Annotated in this window: 20 protein-coding genes and 1 pseudogene; 14 read left to right on the top strand and 7 right to left on the bottom strand. The window is 47.3% G+C overall.

Going from position 1 to position 18,351, the window contains the following annotated elements:
* Window positions 1-45 precede the first annotated feature (45 nt).
* The 6 genes and pseudogenes from DW830_RS09825 to DW830_RS09800 all read right to left on the bottom strand — a co-directional run bounded on the left by DW830_RS09825 (window position 46) and on the right by DW830_RS09800 (window position 6,029).
* Entirely contained in the window at window positions 46-1,122 is a 1,077-nt protein-coding gene (locus tag DW830_RS09825) for a BatD family protein (RefSeq protein ID WP_119249759.1), read from the bottom strand.
* Between the two features lie 11 nt (window positions 1,123-1,133).
* A complete protein-coding gene (locus tag DW830_RS09820) occupies window positions 1,134-2,003 on the bottom strand; it encodes a DUF58 domain-containing protein (RefSeq protein WP_119249758.1) in 870 nt (289 codons plus the stop codon).
* An 85-nt stretch (window positions 2,004-2,088) separates the two neighbouring features.
* Window positions 2,089-3,083 (bottom strand): annotated as a pseudogene (locus DW830_RS09815) (AAA family ATPase).
* A 196-nt stretch (window positions 3,084-3,279) separates the two neighbouring features.
* On the bottom strand, window positions 3,280-4,500 hold the full coding sequence (locus DW830_RS09810) for an MFS transporter (RefSeq protein WP_119249757.1): 1,221 nt from the start codon (window positions 4,498-4,500) through the stop codon (window positions 3,280-3,282).
* Window position 4,501: 1 nt separating this feature from the next.
* Entirely contained in the window at window positions 4,502-5,320 is an 819-nt protein-coding gene (gene panB, locus DW830_RS09805; RefSeq protein WP_119249756.1) for a 3-methyl-2-oxobutanoate hydroxymethyltransferase, read from the bottom strand.
* Window positions 5,321-5,342: 22 nt separating this feature from the next.
* Entirely contained in the window at window positions 5,343-6,029 is a 687-nt protein-coding gene (locus tag DW830_RS09800) for an HAD family hydrolase (protein WP_119249755.1), read from the bottom strand.
* A 207-nt stretch (window positions 6,030-6,236) separates the two neighbouring features.
* Between DW830_RS09800 and rsmG the strand changes: the two genes are divergently transcribed.
* The 8 genes from rsmG to DW830_RS09760 all read left to right on the top strand — a co-directional run bounded on the left by rsmG (window position 6,237) and on the right by DW830_RS09760 (window position 13,503).
* Window positions 6,237-6,860, top strand: a complete 624-nt coding sequence (gene rsmG / locus DW830_RS09795) for a 16S rRNA (guanine(527)-N(7))-methyltransferase RsmG (RefSeq protein WP_119249754.1) — start codon at window positions 6,237-6,239, stop codon at window positions 6,858-6,860.
* 103 nt (window positions 6,861-6,963) lie between these two features.
* Entirely contained in the window at window positions 6,964-7,578 is a 615-nt protein-coding gene (locus tag DW830_RS09790) for an MBL fold metallo-hydrolase (protein ID WP_119249753.1), read from the top strand.
* Between the two features lie 55 nt (window positions 7,579-7,633).
* On the top strand, window positions 7,634-8,275 hold the full coding sequence (ruvC, locus tag DW830_RS09785) for a crossover junction endodeoxyribonuclease RuvC (protein WP_119249752.1): 642 nt from the start codon (window positions 7,634-7,636) through the stop codon (window positions 8,273-8,275).
* A gap of 57 nt (window positions 8,276-8,332) precedes the next feature.
* Entirely contained in the window at window positions 8,333-9,820 is a 1,488-nt protein-coding gene (locus DW830_RS09780) for an ATP-binding cassette domain-containing protein (protein ID WP_118311043.1), read from the top strand.
* Between the two features lie 453 nt (window positions 9,821-10,273).
* Window positions 10,274-11,926 (top strand): RNA-binding domain-containing protein, encoded by a 1,653-nt coding sequence (locus tag DW830_RS09775; RefSeq protein WP_119249774.1) that lies wholly within the window; start codon window positions 10,274-10,276, stop codon window positions 11,924-11,926.
* Window positions 11,927-11,933: 7 nt separating this feature from the next.
* Complete coding sequence (locus DW830_RS09770) at window positions 11,934-12,701, top strand: hypothetical protein (protein ID WP_119249751.1); 768 nt, start codon at window positions 11,934-11,936, stop codon at window positions 12,699-12,701.
* Window positions 12,679-13,113 carry a helix-turn-helix domain-containing protein gene (locus DW830_RS09765; protein ID WP_089542919.1) on the top strand — a complete coding sequence of 145 codons (435 nt, stop codon included), beginning with the start codon at window positions 12,679-12,681 and terminating at the stop codon, window positions 13,111-13,113. The genes DW830_RS09770 and DW830_RS09765 overlap by 23 nt, the downstream gene beginning before the upstream one ends.
* Before the next feature lie 135 nt (window positions 13,114-13,248).
* On the top strand, window positions 13,249-13,503 hold the full coding sequence (locus DW830_RS09760) for a hypothetical protein (protein WP_233544472.1): 255 nt from the start codon (window positions 13,249-13,251) through the stop codon (window positions 13,501-13,503).
* Between the two features lie 422 nt (window positions 13,504-13,925).
* Here the strand turns inward: DW830_RS09760 and DW830_RS16110 are convergent, their stop codons facing one another.
* Entirely contained in the window at window positions 13,926-14,282 is a 357-nt protein-coding gene (locus DW830_RS16110) for a hypothetical protein (protein ID WP_199656105.1), read from the bottom strand.
* Between DW830_RS16110 and DW830_RS16105 the strand changes: the two genes are divergently transcribed.
* The 6 genes from DW830_RS16105 to DW830_RS09730 all read left to right on the top strand — a co-directional run bounded on the left by DW830_RS16105 (window position 14,172) and on the right by DW830_RS09730 (window position 18,276).
* On the top strand, window positions 14,172-15,014 hold the full coding sequence (locus DW830_RS16105) for a DUF6562 domain-containing protein (RefSeq protein ID WP_317125395.1): 843 nt from the start codon (window positions 14,172-14,174) through the stop codon (window positions 15,012-15,014). The two genes, DW830_RS16110 and DW830_RS16105, sit on opposite strands and share 111 nt — an antisense overlap.
* A gap of 70 nt (window positions 15,015-15,084) precedes the next feature.
* Window positions 15,085-16,260: a fimbrillin family protein gene (locus tag DW830_RS09750; RefSeq protein WP_199656101.1), complete on the top strand. Its 1,176-nt coding sequence runs from the start codon at window positions 15,085-15,087 to the stop codon at window positions 16,258-16,260.
* Between the two features lie 187 nt (window positions 16,261-16,447).
* Complete coding sequence (locus tag DW830_RS09745; RefSeq protein ID WP_233544471.1) at window positions 16,448-16,624, top strand: hypothetical protein; 177 nt, start codon at window positions 16,448-16,450, stop codon at window positions 16,622-16,624.
* A 160-nt stretch (window positions 16,625-16,784) separates the two neighbouring features.
* Window positions 16,785-17,069: a hypothetical protein gene (locus tag DW830_RS09740; RefSeq protein WP_147487246.1), complete on the top strand. Its 285-nt coding sequence runs from the start codon at window positions 16,785-16,787 to the stop codon at window positions 17,067-17,069.
* A complete protein-coding gene (locus DW830_RS09735; RefSeq protein WP_119249745.1) occupies window positions 17,066-18,022 on the top strand; it encodes an OmpA family protein in 957 nt (318 codons plus the stop codon). Before DW830_RS09740 ends, DW830_RS09735 begins: the two co-directional genes overlap by 4 nt.
* An 80-nt stretch (window positions 18,023-18,102) precedes the next feature.
* Window positions 18,103-18,276: a hypothetical protein gene (locus tag DW830_RS09730; RefSeq protein ID WP_233544470.1), complete on the top strand. Its 174-nt coding sequence runs from the start codon at window positions 18,103-18,105 to the stop codon at window positions 18,274-18,276.
* The last annotated feature ends 75 nt before the right edge of the window (window positions 18,277-18,351 follow it).

The following is an 18,351-nucleotide window of genomic DNA, read 5'->3' as shown; positions in this document are numbered from 1 at the left end:
TTATTGTTTACATCACCGGCTCTGGATTTCCGAGCCTGATGACATTTACATCACGAGCATTGCTACCTGATAAACGATGTAGCCAAAGATGGCAACTACACTGATGCCGCCCACCCAGAGCAGAGTCTTGATGAGTCGGCGCTGCTGCTGCGACTTCTGGTCTTCGGTGCTGAGCGTTGGAACGATCTTCTCCTCCTTAGGCTGCTCATCGGTCTTCGTCTGGTCGATGAAGTTGATGGCATTCACAAGGTTGGCATCGTTCTCGTTCATCGGAATCTCGTACTTGGCAAACTTCACCAGGTCGGCGGTAGAGAAGAGCATTCTTAGCTCGTCTATCATCTTCTGGTCGCCCGAAGCACGCAGGTGCTCGATGATTTCTCCACTGGTCATCTCCATCGCATTGAATCCGAAGCGGCTCACGATATAGGCACGCAGCGTATTGGTCAACTGGGTGTAGTACTCTTTCTGAGTCTCCTGGCTGGCGTTGGTATGATGATGCTTGATGTCATTGATTTCACGCAGCGCCTTCTCATGGGCAGGCACCCTCTTCACGATGCGGATGCGGGCGATGATAGGCTTGTTCTTCTTCAGACGATTACGGAGATAAATCATTGCACCACAGATGATAATCATCAGCAGGCTCAACCAGAAGGCGAAGCTCCACTCACTCCACTCGAAAGGATTATCCTGTACACCCTTTGCCGGATAGAACTGGTTAGGATGCACCGTATCTACCGGAACGGTGAGCACCTTCAGCGCCAACGGATTTCCGTGATAGCTCTTGCCGTCGATCTTCACATCGAGTGCAGGAACCACATACACCTTCTCATCGAAAGAGGTAAGCGTATAGTCGCGGCTCACCTGGATGCGATCATCACCCATCTGCATCGTGTCGCCCTTGCTCTGCTCCACCACCTCTACACCAGGTACAATCTGGTCCTGAGGCTTGAAGGAAGGCAGCACAATCCTGGCACCCTTCCGGGCAGTAGCCTTGAGGTGCAGGATGGTCTGCTGTCCGATAAGCAGCTGCAGGGAATCCAAGCGCTGCTCCACGGTCTGACCGAAAGCCAGCATAGAGCAACCCATCAGCGCCATCGTCAATATGATATTCTTTATTTTCATGTTATCTTACTTTAGCCTCTCTGTTTGAACAGCACCAGGAGCGCCTTCGAGAAGTCCTCGTTGGTGGCTACCGAAGTCCAATCTACCTTGCTCTTGGCAAAGAGCTGTCGCAGATTCTCCTGCTGTCGCAACCAGTTTTGGGTGTGAGCCACTCTCAATTTCTTCGAACTGGTATCGATATACATCTCGTGTCCCGTCTCGGCATCCATCACCTTGAGCAGTCCCACATCGGGCAGCTGCTTGGCACGTGGATCATACACCTGGATTCCCACCACATCGTGCTTCTGGTTGGCTATCTGCAGCTGGTGCTGATAGTCCTTGTTATCGTAGAAGTCGCTGATGACGAAAGCCGTGCAATGGCGCTTCATCACCCTCGTGAAGTATTCCAGGGCACATCCGATATCGGTACGCTGACTCTCGGGATGAAAGTCGAGCATCTCACGAATGATGTAGAGGATATGCTTGCGTCCCTTCTTGGGAGGGATATATTTCTCTATTCTGTCGGAAAAGAAGATGACCCCTATCTTGTCGTTGTTCTGGATGGCACTGAAGGCAAGGGTTGCAGCTATCTCGGTAGCCAGGTCGCGCTTCATCTGGCGCATGGTACCGAAATCGAGCGAACCGCTCACATCCACCATCAGCATCACGGTAAGCTCTCGCTCTTCTTCAAAGACCTTGACGAAAGGGCGATGGAAGCGAGCCGTCACATTCCAGTCGATGTCTCTCACGTCGTCGCCATACTGATATTCGCGCACCTCGGCAAAGGCCATTCCCCTACCCTTGAAGGCAGAATGATACTGGCCGGCGAAGATGTTCTGGCTCAATCCGCGAGTCTTGATCTCGATCTTCCGAACTTTCTTTAAGATATCTTGTGTATCCAACTTTATTTACTTTGAACTTTGAATTTTGAACATTGAACTTCATGATTAGTGAAGCAAGTGAATTCTTCACTTTTCACTTAGTTCATCAAGGCACTTCCACCTTGTTGATGATACGGCTGACGATTTCCTCGCTGGTGATTTCACTTGCCTCTGCCTCGTAAGAAAGACCGATGCGGTGGCGGAGCACATCGTGAGCCACGGCACGCACATCCTCAGGAATCACGTAACCACGGTGCTTGATGAAGGCGTAGGCTCTGGCTGCTTGGCAAGTGAGATGCTGGCACGAGGACTGCCGCCAAAGGTAATCATATCCTTCAATTCGCCCAGGCCATAACGGTTTGGATAACGGGTAGCGAAGACGATGTCGGCAATATACTGCTCTATTTTCTCATCGATATACACCTCGTTGACGATGCTGCGAGCCTTCAGGATTTCCTCGGCTGTAGTAACCGGAGTCACGGTAGGCAGACCGCCCTGGATGTTCTCACGGATGATGAGCTTCTCTTCTTCGATGGTAGGATAATCGATGACAACCTTGAGGAGAAAACGGTCCACCTGTGCCTCAGGCAACTGATAGGTACCCTCCTGCTCTACCGGGTTCTGGGTAGCCATCACCAGGAATGGATTAGGCAAATGGAAAGTCTGGTCGCCGATGGTAACCTGATGTTCCTGCATCGCCTCAAGCAAGGCACTCTGCACCTTGGCTGGGGCACGGTTGATCTCATCCGCCAGCACGAAGTTGGCAAACACAGGTCCACGCTTCACATGGAAGGCTTCATCCTTCTGCGAATAGATCTGCGTGCCGATCACGTCGGCAGGCAACAAATCGGGTGTAAACTGTATGCGGCTATAGTCTGCACTAATCAACTGTGACAATGTTTTGATTGCAAGAGTCTTCGCCAGACCCGGTACACCTTCCAGGAGAATGTGACCATCAGAGAGAAGACCGATAAGGAGACAGTCAACGAGGTGCTTCTGACCTACGATGACCTTGTTCATGCCCATTACCAGATTGGTAACGAACTGACTCTGTTGTTCAATCCGGATATTCAACTCACGGATATCAATAGCTTCTGCCATAATCTTATATCAATTTTACGTTTAATTCATTCTAAAAACAGAACAAAGGGCACTCCAAAAATGCCCTCCGCCCTCAAATCAAACGCAAAAGTACTCAATTATGAGCACAAAAGCGAATAAAGCTAACTAAATTATATTAAAAAAGTTTCACAAACGCTATTTTTAGAAACTTTTAATAAAGCTGGCACACGAAGCATCAGCGATTGCGATGCTTCATATACCATGGATGTACTAGGAAATGATACATCAGGAGAGAAACCACTGTCAATCCGACAGCCGGATACAGAAGTTCACTATACACTGGATTCAATATCACCCGATCCATATCAGGAGATTTCTGATACACGTCCTTCACCAGCCAGAAACCCAATCCGATTCCTAAGCTCAACCCCAGTTCCCACGCCAGGAAGAAGGAACTCATACTGGTGCCACGCTGGCAATGCTTGGCAAGCTTGATGTAGAAAAGCAGGAATCGGCTTCCGATGATACCCACTCCCAAGGCCAGCAAGGCTGGAACAAGCATCTCTACGGCAAAGCTCTGATCGCTTAAGGAAACAAATTCCGCAGCCGACATCAATATCAGTCCCACGATTACCTGACTCTTCAGCTCTGCATCAGCAAAAACGTATTTCTCTGCCACCAATGCCAGAAACAGTCCGCAAAAAAACATCGCATAGACGGTGAGAGAATGTGGCAGCGCCAGATAGAAGCCCGGTATCACCATGATGCATACAATATTAATGAACAGCGGAAATCCCTGAGGCAGGAAGAAGCGGTCACTGCTGATGAGTGACACGTTTTCTGACGGAGCCTTGAACGGGAATTTCACCCTGGAAACCAGCACCAAGGCAACCAATGCCAATACCGAGGCTACTGGAAAAACGACTTTCATACTGAAGACATCATAGACCAGAAGCGACAGCAATGGACCTACCGCAATGGAAAAGCGGGCAAACCAGGAGGTGATATAATTCGCCTCCGTACGCTGGAAAGATTCACAGGTATCGATAATCAGCGTACTCGCCAGCGACATCTCTGCCAAGCCCAGGAAAGCGCCCTGAATCAGACGCATCGCCACCAGCATCTCGAAGCCCACCTTGATATTCCAGAAGGTTTCCAGATAATAAAGAACGACGAGACTGACTGCCACGCCCAGGATGGATATCTGGCATACCCGATTGCGACGATAGCGCTGCACCAGATAAGAACAGAAACCACCCAGCAGAAAGACGCCCAAGCCATAGGCTGCATACACCACACCCACCTGAGCAAGGGAATAACCCTCCTTAGTCATAAAATAAGGTATGCTCAGGAGGAGCATGTAGATGCTCGTCATCAGGAAGAGATTGGCGAAGCAGAGACGCCAGAAGTCACGGTGCCACAGATTAAAATGCACCGGTGTATTTTGCGTATCCATCTTAGTAGCTCTCTTCTGCGCTTGGATACTCCACGCTCTTCACGGCGTCGATATAAGCCTTAACTCCCTTCTGCATCTCCTCGCCTACCTGGGCAAAATGACGCAGGAATTTTGGCTTGAACCCCTGGGTCATACCGAGCGCATCGGCATAAACCAGCACTTGTCCATCACAGCCGTTACCAGCTCCAATACCGATAGTTACAGCGTTTACCTGACGTGAAACTTCAGCCGCCAATTTGGCAGGAACCTTCTCCAGGACAATGGCAAAACAGCCAGCCTTATCCAGTGCTTTAGCATCGCTGACCAGCTTCTCGGCCTCTGCATCTTCCTTGGCACGGATACCGTAACCGCCAAACTTGTTCACGCTCTGAGGAGTAAGTCCGAGATGTCCGCAAACAGGAATACCGGCATTGATGAGTGCCTGAACAGTATCCAGGATTTCCACGCCACCTTCCAGCTTCAGCGCATCCACGCCTGTCTCCTTCATCATTCGGCAGGCATTGCGCAAGGCATCCTCCTTACAAATCTGATAGCTGCCGAAAGGCATATCACAGAGCACGAGTGCATGATTGCAGGCGCGAGCCACACTGCGTGCGTGATAAATCATCTGATCTACGGTGACAGGCAATGTGTCAGCATTTCCAGCCATCACATTACTAGCCGAATCACCTATCAGGATGGTATCGATGCCAGCTGCATCGATGATGCCTGCGGTAGTGAAATCGTAGGCAGTAAGCATCGTAACCTTCTCACCTGCCGCCTTCATTTCGGCGTAGGTCTTGGTTGTGATTTTCTTTTTGTCTGTAGATAAATATCCCATATAATTGTGTTTACTAAAAGTATTATCTTAATCTCTTTTCTACAATCTTCTCCAGGTCATCGTATCCGAATCCATTGTAATCGGCTATCACATAGTCGCTGTATGGCTGGATGCTCTCTGCAGAATTAGTAGTAGCGAGTCCGAGGGTAAATGCACCCGAAGCTCTCACTGCCTTCAGTCCGTTGAAGCTGTCCTCCAGACCTACGCATTCCTCCGGCTTTGCTCCGAAACAGGCAGCGCCCTTGAGATAACAATCTGGATCCGGCTTGCTCTTGGCAAAATCTTCGCTGGTGAGCACGCGGTCAAAATAGGTCTTAAACTCAGGATGATGCTTATACACCTGCTCCATCTTCTGCAGATTGCTGCTCGTCACCACAGCGCACTTCACACCATGCGCCTTCAAGTCTTTCAGGAAAGTTTCGAATCCGGGAATGTAAGGAAACGACATATTCAGCTCGAACTCATCGAGCCGGGCTGTTATCTTAGCCTGTTCCGACTTGCAATCGGTGTATCCATCAATATGAGCGAATGTGGCATCATCAGAGAAGTACTTGTCGTAGATCTGAACCAGGGTCTGTCCCTTGATGCGAAGCGCAAAGTCAGGCATCTCCGGATGATACTCCCTGCCTATCATTCCCCAGAACACGGAATACTGGCTTTCGGTATCGAAAACCACGCCGTCTAAGTCGAATAATGCTGCTTTTATCATTACTTTTTATATTAAATAAATACTATCTAACATCTTTTTCGGGTGCAAAGGTACACATTTTTTTGCTAACTAGCCCCGAAATAACTACTAAATATACAAAAAAAGCTAATTTTATTTTGTTTTATCTACAATTTGCACTACCTTTGCATCGGTTTATATACATTAATAAATATAGTATTAGATAGAAAGAAACAAAAACAAGATAGAATGAATATCATAGAGAAATATTTCCCTCACCTCACCGACGAGCAGAAGAAGCAGTTCGCTGCCCTCGACGGTCTGTATCGCGATTGGAATGCCAAGATCAATGTCATCAGCCGCAAGGATATCGACAACCTCTACGAGCACCATGTGCTCCACTCTCTGGCTATTGCCAAGGCGATCAACTTCCGCCCGGGTTCAGAGATTCTCGACTTCGGATGCGGCGGTGGTTTCCCGGGCATCCCGCTTGCCATCCTCTTCCCAGAGTGCAAGTTCAAGCTCATCGACGGCACCGGCAAGAAGATTAAGGTGTGCAATGAGGTGGCTGGCGCTATCGGACTCAAGAACCTGGTGGCTGAACACCTGCGCGGCGAGGACGAGAAAGGCAAGTACGACTTCGTGGTGAGCCGTGCCGTAATGCAGTTGCCCGACCTGATGAAGATCATCAAGAAGAACTTCAAGAAGGCGGGTCAGAATGCCCTGCCTAATGGTTTGCTCTGCCTCAAGGGCGGCAATCTGAAGGAGGAGCTCAAGCAGTATTATAAGATTTCGGAAATCACCCCTCTCAACACCTTCTTCGATGAGGAGTGGTTCAGCCAGGACAAGCAGCTGGTTTATGTTCCGGCATAGAAGTGAAGAGTGAAAAATTCATCAGCTTCACTAATCATAAAGTTCAAAGTTCAAATCTCAAAGTTCAAAGTAAAATGCTACATATCGAAAGATCCAAGTCAACATGTTGCAGGAAAACTGCTACGTGGTCAGCGATGACACCCTCGAGTGCGTCATCATAGATTGCGGTGCCTTCTATCCAGAAGAGCGCAAGGCAATCACCGAGTATATCAGAAAGAACAATCTGAAGCCTGTTCATCTCCTCGTTACCCATGGTCATCTCGACCATAATTTCGGCAACGACACCATCTACCAGGAGTTCGGACTGAAGCCGGAAGTGGCACAGGGCGATGAGAAGCTGATGAAGGGTCTGGCTCATCAGGCAGAGACATTCTACCAGATGCAGCTCGACACCCACTTCCCTCCTATCGGTCATTTCTTTGAGGAAGATGAGGTAATCAAGTTCGGCAATCACGAATTCACCATCATCGAGACTCCGGGCCACAGCAACGGCTCCGTATGCTTCTATTGCGAGGCAGAGCACGTACTCTTCTCGGGCGATACCCTCTTCAAGAGTTCCATCGGCAGAACCGATTTCCCTGGCGGCAGCATGTTCCGCATCATCAACAGCCTGCGCCATCTCGGCATGTTGCCGGATGAAACACAGGTGCTGCCAGGCCACGGTGAGGCTACCAGCATCGGCGAGGAATTGGCTCATAATCCATATATGGACCGATAGATTCAGGAGGATACAGCATTCAGAATTCCAAGGATTCAGAAGATACAGCATTCAGATGATTCAGAAGAAATCGAACACAGAAAAGATTATCCTGGGCATTGACCCCGGCACCAACGTGATGGGCTATGGCGTGATACGCGTCATCGGCAACAAGGCAGAACTGGTGGTGATGGGCGTCATTGACATGCGCAAGGAGAAAGATCCCTACTTGCGACTCGGAAGGATTTTCGAGCGAGTGACTGGCATCATCGATTCCTATCTGCCCGACGAGATGGCGATAGAGGCTCCCTTCTTCGGCAAGAATGTGCAGTCGATGCTCAAGCTCGGCAGGGCGCAGGGAGTGGCTATCGCTGCTGCCATCCACCACGACGTACCCATCCACGAGTACGCTCCGCTGAAAATCAAGATGGCAATTACCGGACAAGGTCAGGCTTCCAAGGAGCAGGTGGCGGCGATGCTGCAGCGCATGCTCAACATCCGGGAAGACGAGATGCCGAAATACATGGATGCCACCGATGCCCTGGGCGCTGCCTACTGCCATTTCCTGCAGATGGGCAGACCCGAAACGGGCGACAGGCACTATAGCAGCTGGAAGGATTTTGCTACCAAGAACGCCAGCCGCATAGAGAAAGGTACAGGTATGACGGGCCCGCAGGCAAAGCTTCTGGCGGCTATCAACCGTACCACGCACAAGTAGCCCAGCCCGGGAATATCACCCTGTTATCACGCAATCATATCAAAAAAAATAAGAGAGATGCAAAAGATTATCAGTATTCAGAATGGCGTAACCCGTATGCCGGAATGGCGTATGGCTGAGCCAGTTAACTTCGAGGCATGCGACGGCGAGCATATCGCTATCGTAGGTCCCAATGGTGGAGGTAAGTCGATGTTCGTGGACATCCTTGTGGGCAGACACCCGCTGTTGATGCACGATCCTGATTACGACTTTTCTCCTAGTACCAAATCCCTGGTGAGCGACAATATCAAGTATATCACCTTCCGTGATACCTACGGAGGCGACAACGACCGCACCTACTTCCTGCAGCAGCGCTGGAACCAGCTGGAAATAGATGAGAACACGCCTATCGTCAAGGATAAGCTGGAAGAGGCTTATCAGATGGCTGGCGAAGATACTCCTGAGCGCAGACAGCTGCAGGAACACATCTACGAGCTGTTCCACATGCACCACCTGCTCGACAAATACACCATCCTGCTGAGCAGTGGAGAGCTCCGCAAGTTCAAGCTTGCCTCTACCCTATTCTCTGAGCCTCGCGTGCTGATCATGGACAATCCTTTCATCGGTCTGGATGCCGACACCCGCGACCAGCTCAAGGAGCTTCTCAAGTCACTTACCACAGAGCATCATCTGCAGATTATTCTCGTATTGAGCAAGAGCGATGATATCCCAGAGTTCATCACCCACGTGGTAGAAGTGAAGGATATGAAGGTATATCCTAAGCTTACCAAGGAAGAATATCTGGCACAGCGCAACCCCATCCCTGCCCACGTACTATGCGAAGAATTAGAACAAGCCATCATCGACCTGCCATATAGCGACCGGGAATATCACAGTCAGGAAGTGGTGAAGATGAACAAGGTCCGCATCCAGTATGGCGAGCGCATCATTCTCAACGATCTCGACTGGACGGTTAACAATGGTGAGCGCTGGGCGCTGAGCGGACAGAATGGTGCCGGCAAGAGTACCCTGCTCAGTCTGGTATGTGCCGACAATCCGCAGAGCTATGCCTGCGACATTGCCCTCTTCGGCAATCCTCGTGGCAGTGGCGAGAGCATCTGGGATATCAAGAAGCATATCGGCTATGTATCTCCAGAGCTTCACCGTTCCTATCAGCGTGATATGCCAGCCATCCGCATTGTGGCGAGCGGCCTTACCGATTCTGTGGGTCTCTATGTAAAGCCAAAGGAAGAGGATATGGACCAGTGCCGTTTCTGGATGAAAGTCTTCGGTCTGGAGGGTTTGGAAGATCGTGGTTTTCTGAAGCTGTCAAGTGGCGAGCAGCGCCTGGTACTTCTGGCACGTGCCTTCGTGAAGGATCCTGAGCTTCTCATCCTCGACGAGCCTCTTCATGGTCTTGACAACAGAAACCGCCGCCTGGTAAAGGATATCATCGAGGCATTCTGCAAGCGAAAGAACAAGACGATGATCATGGTTACCCACTATAAGGAAGAGCTCCCAGCCTGCATCGACCACAGCATCTTCCTGAAGAGACATACGAAATAGAAAAGCGACTCTGTGACATCGCAAAGCTATCGCAATAGATGCCTGTTCAACTCCCATTTTCTCTCCATATCCGTGTAAACAATATTCAAGGAAGAGAGTATCAGACGAAAACGCCAGGAAAATGGGGAAAGAAGAGGTTGAGAATTTTCCCTTAAGGATTTTTATTTTTTTCCTTAAGGGAAAATATATTTTTCCTTAAGGGAAACGCCAGCTTCTCTTAAGAGATTTTTCCGCAACGTTTAATCTGTAAAGTTATTTATCACCGCCAGTGCAGCAGACATCCTTTCGTGCAGCTGTCTTGGTTTTGTCGAGGTTAGCATAGTCTATCTATTGCAAAATACTCAATTAGTTTGTATTTTGCATAAATTTTTGAGAATATTATTCCTTTTTCTAAAATTATTATTGTACTTTTGCAAGCGTATTTACTTATTTTATAATAATGTATGGCAAAGAATGATGGACGATATATTGAAACAGATAAACGCTGGCGAGGTGTCAGGGGTGCAGTTCAAGGAACGCATTCTCGACAAATATGATATTGCCTGTGAGTTAGTGGCGTTCAGTAATTCACATGGTGGCAAGTTGGTAGTTGGTATAAAGGATAAGACTGGAGAAATCAATGCCTTGTCGTATTCTGAGGTACAAGAAACTACCAACTTATTGAGTGATATTGCTTCAGAAAACGTAGTGCCATCCATTCTGATAAAGATAGATACTGTTGAGGTCGAGGATGGCAACTTGGTTATTGCTACTGTGAAGGAAGGACTCAACAAGCCTTATCATGACAATAAGGGAATCGTATGGGTGAAGAATGGTGCCGACAAGCGTAAAGTGTTCGATAATGCAGAACTTGCAGAAATGATGACCGACTGCGGTAGTTTTGCTCCAGACGAGGCTGGTGTTAGGGATGCAACTGTCAACGACCTTGATGCAACGACCATCAAGCAGTTTCTTGGCAACCGTTTTGAAAGAGTTTTGGAGAAGAAAGGCTTGACAGGTGACGCTTTTAATGAAGCATCACTTGATATGATTTGCTCTGCCATAGCTAAGGGACATGACTGTGAGAAGATACTTCGCAATCTGCGATTTATCCGTCCCGATGGCACACTGACCGTTGCTGCCATGCTTCTGTTTGGCAAATACACCCAGCGCTGGATGCCAATGATGACAGCCAAATGCATCTGTTTTGCAGGCAACAGTGTCGGCAGCAAGGTTTTTCGTGACAAGGTGAATGATGTAGATATGGAGGGAAATCTGCTTCATCAGTATGACACAATCATGGATTTCTTCACTCGTAATCTGCATAATGTGCAGGTGGGAGAAGAATTCAACAGCATGGGAAAGTTGGAAATACCTTATACCAGTTTGGTTGAATTCACGGTAAACAGTCTTGTACATCGCTCGTTGAACATGAAAGCCCCTGTTCGCATTTTCATTTTCGACAATCGTGTTGAGATTCATAGTCCTGGTGCATTGCCTAATGGACTTACTATTGAGGATATCAAGGCAGGAACTTCCATGCCTCGCAATATGTTCCTTTTTAACAATGCTATATACTTGCTGCCATACACTGGTGTAGGTAGCGGCATCACTCGTGCTTTGGACGAAGATATCAATGTCACGTTTACGAATAATGACAAGGCGCAGGAATTTGTCATCACGGTTTGGAGAGGAGAAAGTAACCAAGTCGAGGGGGAAAGTAACCAAGTCGGTAACCAAGTCGAACAAAAAAGTAACGAAGTCGAGGAGGGAAGTAACCAAGTCGAGGAAAAAAGTAACCAAGTTCAAGACTCTGACACCGACTTAGATACTTCTGAGAGTGACTTAGATACCAGACTTAGACACTCTAACACCAACTTAGACACTCAACTTAGACACTCTGACACTAAAAAAGTGTCATTGTCTAATAAGCAAAGGGACATAGTAAATTTCTGTTCAGTTCCTCGAACCACCGCAGAGATTATGGAACGCCTTGGTTTATCCAATCAAACCAAGAACCGTGAGCGTTACATCACCTCCCTTGTCGCAGCAGGATATTTGCAGATGACTAATCCGGATAATCCTACGGCAAGCAACCAGAAATACAAGAAAGTAAACATAAGATAAGAAAACTATGGATTCATTATTTCTACTTCAGTTTGCATGTTTCATCTTCATGCTCATCAATGCCTTCTTCGTGGCACTCTCTCATCTGCATGTAAGATGGGAGAACAAGCGGTATGAGCGTTCACGATGGATGATTGTTGCCGCATTAATAGGATTGGCGATACAATATGCCGTGCAGATGGTTTTTGGATTCCGTGCTGCCGACGACAGTCTTGGGGCAACCGTCAATATTCTAATCTATACTCCTTGTTTTTCGCTTATCTCCATGGGAATCTACAACATAGAGACCACAAGTTCCAACCTCAGAAAGATGATATTGATGTGTAGTGGCATTTATGCTGCCATCATTTTGATCTTTTGCGTGGGAATCAGTCTTCATCATAGCCTGTATATCAGAGAAGGGCTTTATCTGATGCTGACTCTGTGCTGCGTAAGTGTTATCTATTGCATATACATGATTATTCAGGAGATGATTAGGCGTAAAAATATGTTGGAGACAATGGCTGCAACAGACTTGTTGCCTTACGTAAGATATTCGCGTGCCAGTGTAATCATTCTATGGCTCGCAGTACTCGCTATGCCAGTTGCCATCTTTTCTACCACCTTATTATATATAGTAGGTCCTGCCGAATTGCTTGCCTTGTTGTTCTTCAATCTTACGTTTATTGCTCTTGGCAGCAGTTATATTCCAACAGAAGAGCTATTGGATAAAGAAGTGGAAAACGATGCCTTGGTGGGAACAAAATATAGGTATGGGGGGGGCACTTTCTGCTAAACAGCAGACCTCTGCTGATAGCAGAACAGAATCTTTACAACCACTTTCCGATGAGCGCAGAGATTTCATCCAGAAAAGTCTTGATGCATGGTGTGCGAATTTAGGATATAAGGACAGTACTGTGAATATGCTTACCCTCTCTCGCACACTTTGTATCTCCAAGGATGAGTTATCTGTATTCTTCGACCAGTATCTGAAAACTACATTCAGAATATGGCTTGGTGATATACGTTTCAATGCGGCAAAGAAGATGATGTTGGAATTTCCAGACTATAGTAATGACATTATTTCTGCCGAGTGTGGCTTCTCTGCCCGTACCTATCTGTACCGGATATTCAAGTCAAAGGAAGGTTGTACGCCTACCGAATGGCGAGAAGAAAATACCAGAAAAACGCATAATATAAGGGAATAAATCGTTAAAATGGGTGTCTACTTCCTACGAAGTAGACACCTAAAACATAGGAAGTAGACACATTGACAGGGGAATGCGCCTCCTTTTTTTGATGAAAAACACTATCTTTGTGCCATGAAAGAAATGTTAGAAACTATGCCAAGAATAGAATTAGCCCTGATCATCATCGGGGTGTTTGTACTCATATTAGGTATTATCTTGGGATATGCCATGATACATGAGTACAGGATGTATCTTGAGAATCATTGGAAGGCTCGCTATAGCTCCTGCGATTTCATCAAGAGGGAGAGATTCTATATCTATCTGTTTCTCGGATTGACTTTTGTCGTCATTCTGGGAATCACAGTATATATAATGGCAATGAGAGAACAGGTGTCGTTCGGTGGATAATGCCGCTGCATAGTGGTAAGATTCGACAGAACGCACAAAAGTATTTATTTTTACAAGAAATTATTAATTCAAAAACAAAAGATATGAAGATGAATTATGTAAAAATGAGATGGCTTGTTCTTTCCTCTATGGGGCATCCGTGCCGTGACTGAAAAAGAAATAAAGTAGAACCAAAGACGATGAATACGAAAAGAAGATACATCTATCTGAAGATATGTACGCTGCTCATGTTCGTGTGCCTGACAGCCTGCAACCGTGACCCGCACGAGGAAGAGAGGGGTATGGCCGTAACCATCGACAATACCCAATGTCCAGACGTGCCTATCGGGGCAATCAAGCTCTACATCTACGGCACGGGGGGAAACCTCTACGCCACCTACAACTATGCGGACGCACGGGGCATTGCTGCCGTCCTGCATCCCTTAGAAGCCGGACACTACACGGTAGCGGTGGTCATCAATGCGGACGAAGAAGCGGCGGAGGCCTCTACCCTCACTGCCCTGCACGAGTGGTTGGAGATGGAAATGAGCCACGAGACCAACCTGCTTTCGGGCATAGCGGAGGTGAATGTGACGGAGGACGGCATCAGCCCTGTCACCGTCTTCCTGCAGCGGGGTGTTTTCACGCTGTCCACGCTCCGTCTGCAGCTCACGCTGCCCGCCCCGAAACTGCCGGATTACACACCAGAGAAGAGCAAGACTCGTGCCGCCGGAACCGCCAATACAATAAGGTGTGTGGCAGAACTCTGCAAGGCAGGCACGGACATCGTGGTGCTTCACAAAGCCGTGACACCCGTCCCGCAAGCCGACGGCACATATCTCGTGGAGCTTGAATTGGCAGAAGGCTCTTACGACCTGCGCCTGTGGACGGACTATGCCCACGCTGACAATCCGCTTGCCGACACATTTTATCATACGGAAAGCCTGAAAGCAGTGTCCATCGTCACGAAGCCATACACGGCGAACACCGATGCCAAGGATGCGGCGTACTATAACAAAAGTGACATCACGCTGGCCGAAGAGGGCGCAACAATGAATGTGCAACTCCAACGCCCATTGGCAAAGTACCGCCTCATAGCCAAAGACGTAGAAAACTACCGCAAGCTGATGGAAGCGAAGCCAGATATATACCCCCCGTTGAAGAATCTGACGGTAAAGGTTCAGTATGAGGGATATTTCCCCTCTGGATTTAATGTTTCTACAGGAAAACCGAATGATGCCGTAGGTGGTATAAGTTACTCGCAGGTATCACTTCATTATAATGATGTTGACAATGAGGTTCTGGTAGGCGGCGATTGGGTGTTGGTAAATGGAACAGAGTCACTTGTCAATGTTACAGTTACCGTAACCGACAACCAAGGTAACACGTTATGTCGTGCTTCGGGTGTTCGGATAAATTACCGGAATAGCCACCTTACGACAGTGTATGGCAATTTTCTTACGGCTGGCATCAACAAGGGCGGCATCGACATAAATACCGAATGGAGCGGAATATACAATGTGTGGTTTTAAGTAACAAGTAAATATACAATTAGAAAATGATTAAAAATGTTTTTGAAAATGATTAAAAATGTTTTTGAAAATGATTAAAAAAGTTTTTTTGATGCTGGGCATCGCAGCGATGCTGGCATCGTGCAGTCAGAACGAGGAGTTGTTTACCGACAAGGGAAACAACACAGTACAACAAGTGACTTTCACACTCGCAACCGACGAGAAGCCCCAAACACGAGCTACCGTGGATGGCTTGCGTTATGTGGTTGCTGTCTATGATGAGGCTGGTACGACAGAAGTAAAGCAGGAAACAACTTTCGAAAACAACAGCTTTACCATCCTGTTGCCTCCGGGTACATACAAGTGTCTTTTCTGGGCAGACCATGGCAGTACGAACTATGACGCAGCGGACTTGACAAGTGTGAAAGACTTGAAAAGCACTGAGGCAGATGCCAATGCCGAGGCTTTTTATGCAAGCCAATCGGTTAAAGTAAGCAATGGTAATCAGGTAAACGTCACGCTGAATCGTGCTGTAGCCAAAGTAATTTTGAGGGAAACCGATGTGTTGGAGCCTGGAAGCATGACCGTGACTTATAGCCGCCCATCGAGCTTCAATGTGGCAGACGGTACGACAACAGGAACAGAATCTGACACCAAGACACTGTCCATCGAAAACGAAATACATGGGACAACCGATTCTCCTGTGGAAATAGGCAGTTTCTACGTGTTGGCAAGTGCGGATGAGGCGAACCTTGATAATTTCATTACACAGTACAATGAAGAAGAAGAAAAGACGATAAGTAATGTACCCGTACAAGCTAACTATCAGACTTACATCACAGGAAAGTATGGCGCAAAGGTCAACCAGCAATTCCTTATAGATGTCAATACCACCTGGAGCACTTCGGACAAGGAAGGTAAGTTGCTGAATGTTGGTGAAGACTACATACTTGCCAACGAAAGCGGCAGTTATGACTGCATCGTTTTCTCTTCTACCGGCACTTCTGCTGTCGTAGCCTGCAAGACCATACAAGCGGCAGCTGAAAACAAAGAGGCAGCCGCAGCAAAGGCAGAGGCTATCGGGGGACGACTCGTCACCTTTGCAGAATTTGAACTTTTATGTAATGCAGGCATAGTAAAAGATTCTTATGCTGATTATTATTGTTCTGATGATGGACGATGCTACTATTTACATGGTACTATAGGCCATGACGGTGTAGTAGAATCTGATCTAGAATATTATGTAGCTTTTGATATAACAAAATAAATAATCATGCGGAGGGCGTGTCAAAACTCCCAATATAAATAACTAAAAACTCGTTGTAAGTTCTTATGTGGATGTACAACGAGTTTTTGTTTTTCTACGAAAAACAGCCAAAAAGGTGTCGCATTCCTGCGAATGCGACACATGAACAGGTAAAAACTACACCTTCTTTCGGAGAAATTCACTATATTTGCAATATGAAAGAAGTAATAGAAACAATGCCAAGGATAGAATTAGCCTGATCATCATCGGGGTGTTTGTACTCATATCATGTATTATCTTCGGATATGCCATGATACATGAGTACAGAATGTATCTTGAGAATCATTGGAAGGCTCGCTATAGCATTCGTGACTTCATCAAGTAGAGAACGCTTTTATATCTATTTGCTGTTGGCATCCATATTTATCTTCCTAACAAACCTCTTGTATTTCCTGGAGTGAGTTTCGGATAGAATGGATGAATTAGCTTTATGGTGGATACTTGTCCTGTAATTGGAGATAGATTTTTATTTTTACGGTAAAAAAATGAATGATATGATAAATTATTTAACAATAGAAAAACGGTTGCTGGTCGCAATGCTTGCATTTATTCTTCCATTTTCTTTTGTGAAAGCAGAAGTGAAAGAAGATGGAAAGGCAATTTCGCATGGCTGGTACGTCGGTATTGAGGGTGGAATGCCTTTCGGTTTCTCAACTTTCTCAAGTTTCGGACACGACAAGACGCACCTCGGTTGGGCTGCTGGTTTATATGGTGGCTATCGTTTCACTCCATATTCTCGGCAGAGTTATCTGCCAAGTATGGAGAAATGAACTTGTCAGCACAAGACTGTTGCGTAGAACGTAACTATTGGTTGGGTAGCGACGGTGTGCTTTACAAGACAGGTGTCTTAGGCATGGACAGTTGGGAGTATGCCAATTTGAAAAGCCATGTCAGAATGGGCAGATATGGGGCAAGAGTGAACGTTAACCTCCTTGGGTTGTTCCCTCAAACAGCTGACAGCCGATGGGATTTGGCTGTTTCACCTCATATATATGCAGTAACTACCAAGGCTGATATCCAGACTATAGCCGATGATGCCAAGGAAATGAAAGGTTCTACCAACTGGCATTTGGGTTATGGCGCAGACTTGCAGGTGGGCTACCAACTGACCTCATGTCTGAAATTGGGCATCTATTCCGGTCTGACCTGTCTTACAGGAGAACGTATGGACGGAATGCCGGAACATCTCCACAAGAACAACTTCGTTTGGGAAAGCGGCATCAGACTGGGCATCAGCTTCACCAAGGCAAAGAAAAGGAAGATGATGGAAACCTCAATCATTCCTCAGCCGGAAGTCCAGCAACAGCTGACTACCCCAGAGGAGAACACCCAACAGCAAGAGTCGGCTGCCAAGGCGGATAAGGCAGAAACCAAGGTTGCAGAACAAGACATTGCTGAAACCTCAGAGGTGAAATTCCCTGTTATCTACTTCAATTTCAACAGTATCGCCATCAAACCTGACGAGGAATCCAAGCTGAACGAAATCCTCCATATATTAAAGGAGAATCCGGATATGAAGGTGACGGTGACAGGCTGGTGCGACACCAGGGGCAGCGTAGCGGTGAACAAGCGCATTTCTCGCCAGCGAGCAGAAACCCTGAAAGCCTGGCTGGTAAAGAAAGGCATAGCGGCAAGCCGCATTTCGGCTGCAGGTAAGGGAAGCGACGGATCTCGCGAAGCCCAGAAAGCTCGCCGAGTAGAGACAACAGACAATCATCAGTAACCCATAAAACAAGATAGAAAATGAAAGCAAAAAGAAGATTTAATATTTGGTTATGGGTGCTGTTATGCGTCCCATGCCTGTTGGCAAGTTGCGACCATGATGTTCATGACGGTGAGGAAGAAGGCGGTTTGTCAGTATCGCTCACTTGGGCAGATGAAGCCGACCAAGGTACGGAAGTGAAAGACGTGAAACTCTGGATATTCCCCCAACCTGCCAGAATATACAGGTTGGGAGAATTTCATGAGATGCTATGAAGCCAGCAGAGGCTGAAGCTTCGTGGCATCGAAGCAGGGACAGGCTTTCTGCATGCCCGGCAAATCGCGGTGACC

The organism is Prevotella sp. AM34-19LB (genome assembly GCF_003468525.1).
Lineage (GTDB): Bacteria > Bacteroidota > Bacteroidia > Bacteroidales > Bacteroidaceae > Prevotella.
This window is presented reverse-complemented; position numbering and strand designations above follow the sequence as displayed.

Coding starts and splice junctions, on each gene's coding strand:
- DW830_RS09825 (WP_119249759.1), bottom strand. CDS start 1,122: ATGAAAATAAAGAATATCATATTGACGATGGCGCTGATGGGTTGCTCT.
- DW830_RS09810 (WP_119249757.1), bottom strand. CDS start 4,500: ATGGATACGCAAAATACACCGGTGCATTTTAATCTGTGGCACCGTGAC.
- panB (WP_119249756.1), bottom strand. CDS start 5,320: ATGGGATATTTATCTACAGACAAAAAGAAAATCACAACCAAGACCTAC.
- DW830_RS09800 (WP_119249755.1), bottom strand. CDS start 6,029: ATGATAAAAGCAGCATTATTCGACTTAGACGGCGTGGTTTTCGATACC.
- rsmG (WP_119249754.1), top strand. CDS start 6,237: ATGAATATCATAGAGAAATATTTCCCTCACCTCACCGACGAGCAGAAG.
- DW830_RS09790 (WP_119249753.1), top strand. CDS start 6,964: ATGTTGCAGGAAAACTGCTACGTGGTCAGCGATGACACCCTCGAGTGC.
- ruvC (WP_119249752.1), top strand. CDS start 7,634: ATGATTCAGAAGAAATCGAACACAGAAAAGATTATCCTGGGCATTGAC.
- DW830_RS09780 (WP_118311043.1), top strand. CDS start 8,333: ATGCAAAAGATTATCAGTATTCAGAATGGCGTAACCCGTATGCCGGAA.
- DW830_RS09775 (WP_119249774.1), top strand. CDS start 10,274: ATGATGGACGATATATTGAAACAGATAAACGCTGGCGAGGTGTCAGGG.
- DW830_RS09770 (WP_119249751.1), top strand. CDS start 11,934: ATGGATTCATTATTTCTACTTCAGTTTGCATGTTTCATCTTCATGCTC.
- DW830_RS09765 (WP_089542919.1), top strand. CDS start 12,679: ATGGGGGGGGCACTTTCTGCTAAACAGCAGACCTCTGCTGATAGCAGA.
- DW830_RS09760 (WP_233544472.1), top strand. CDS start 13,249: ATGCCAAGAATAGAATTAGCCCTGATCATCATCGGGGTGTTTGTACTC.
- DW830_RS09750 (WP_199656101.1), top strand. CDS start 15,085: ATGATTAAAAAAGTTTTTTTGATGCTGGGCATCGCAGCGATGCTGGCA.
- DW830_RS09740 (WP_147487246.1), top strand. CDS start 16,785: ATGAATGATATGATAAATTATTTAACAATAGAAAAACGGTTGCTGGTC.
- DW830_RS09735 (WP_119249745.1), top strand. CDS start 17,066: ATGAACTTGTCAGCACAAGACTGTTGCGTAGAACGTAACTATTGGTTG.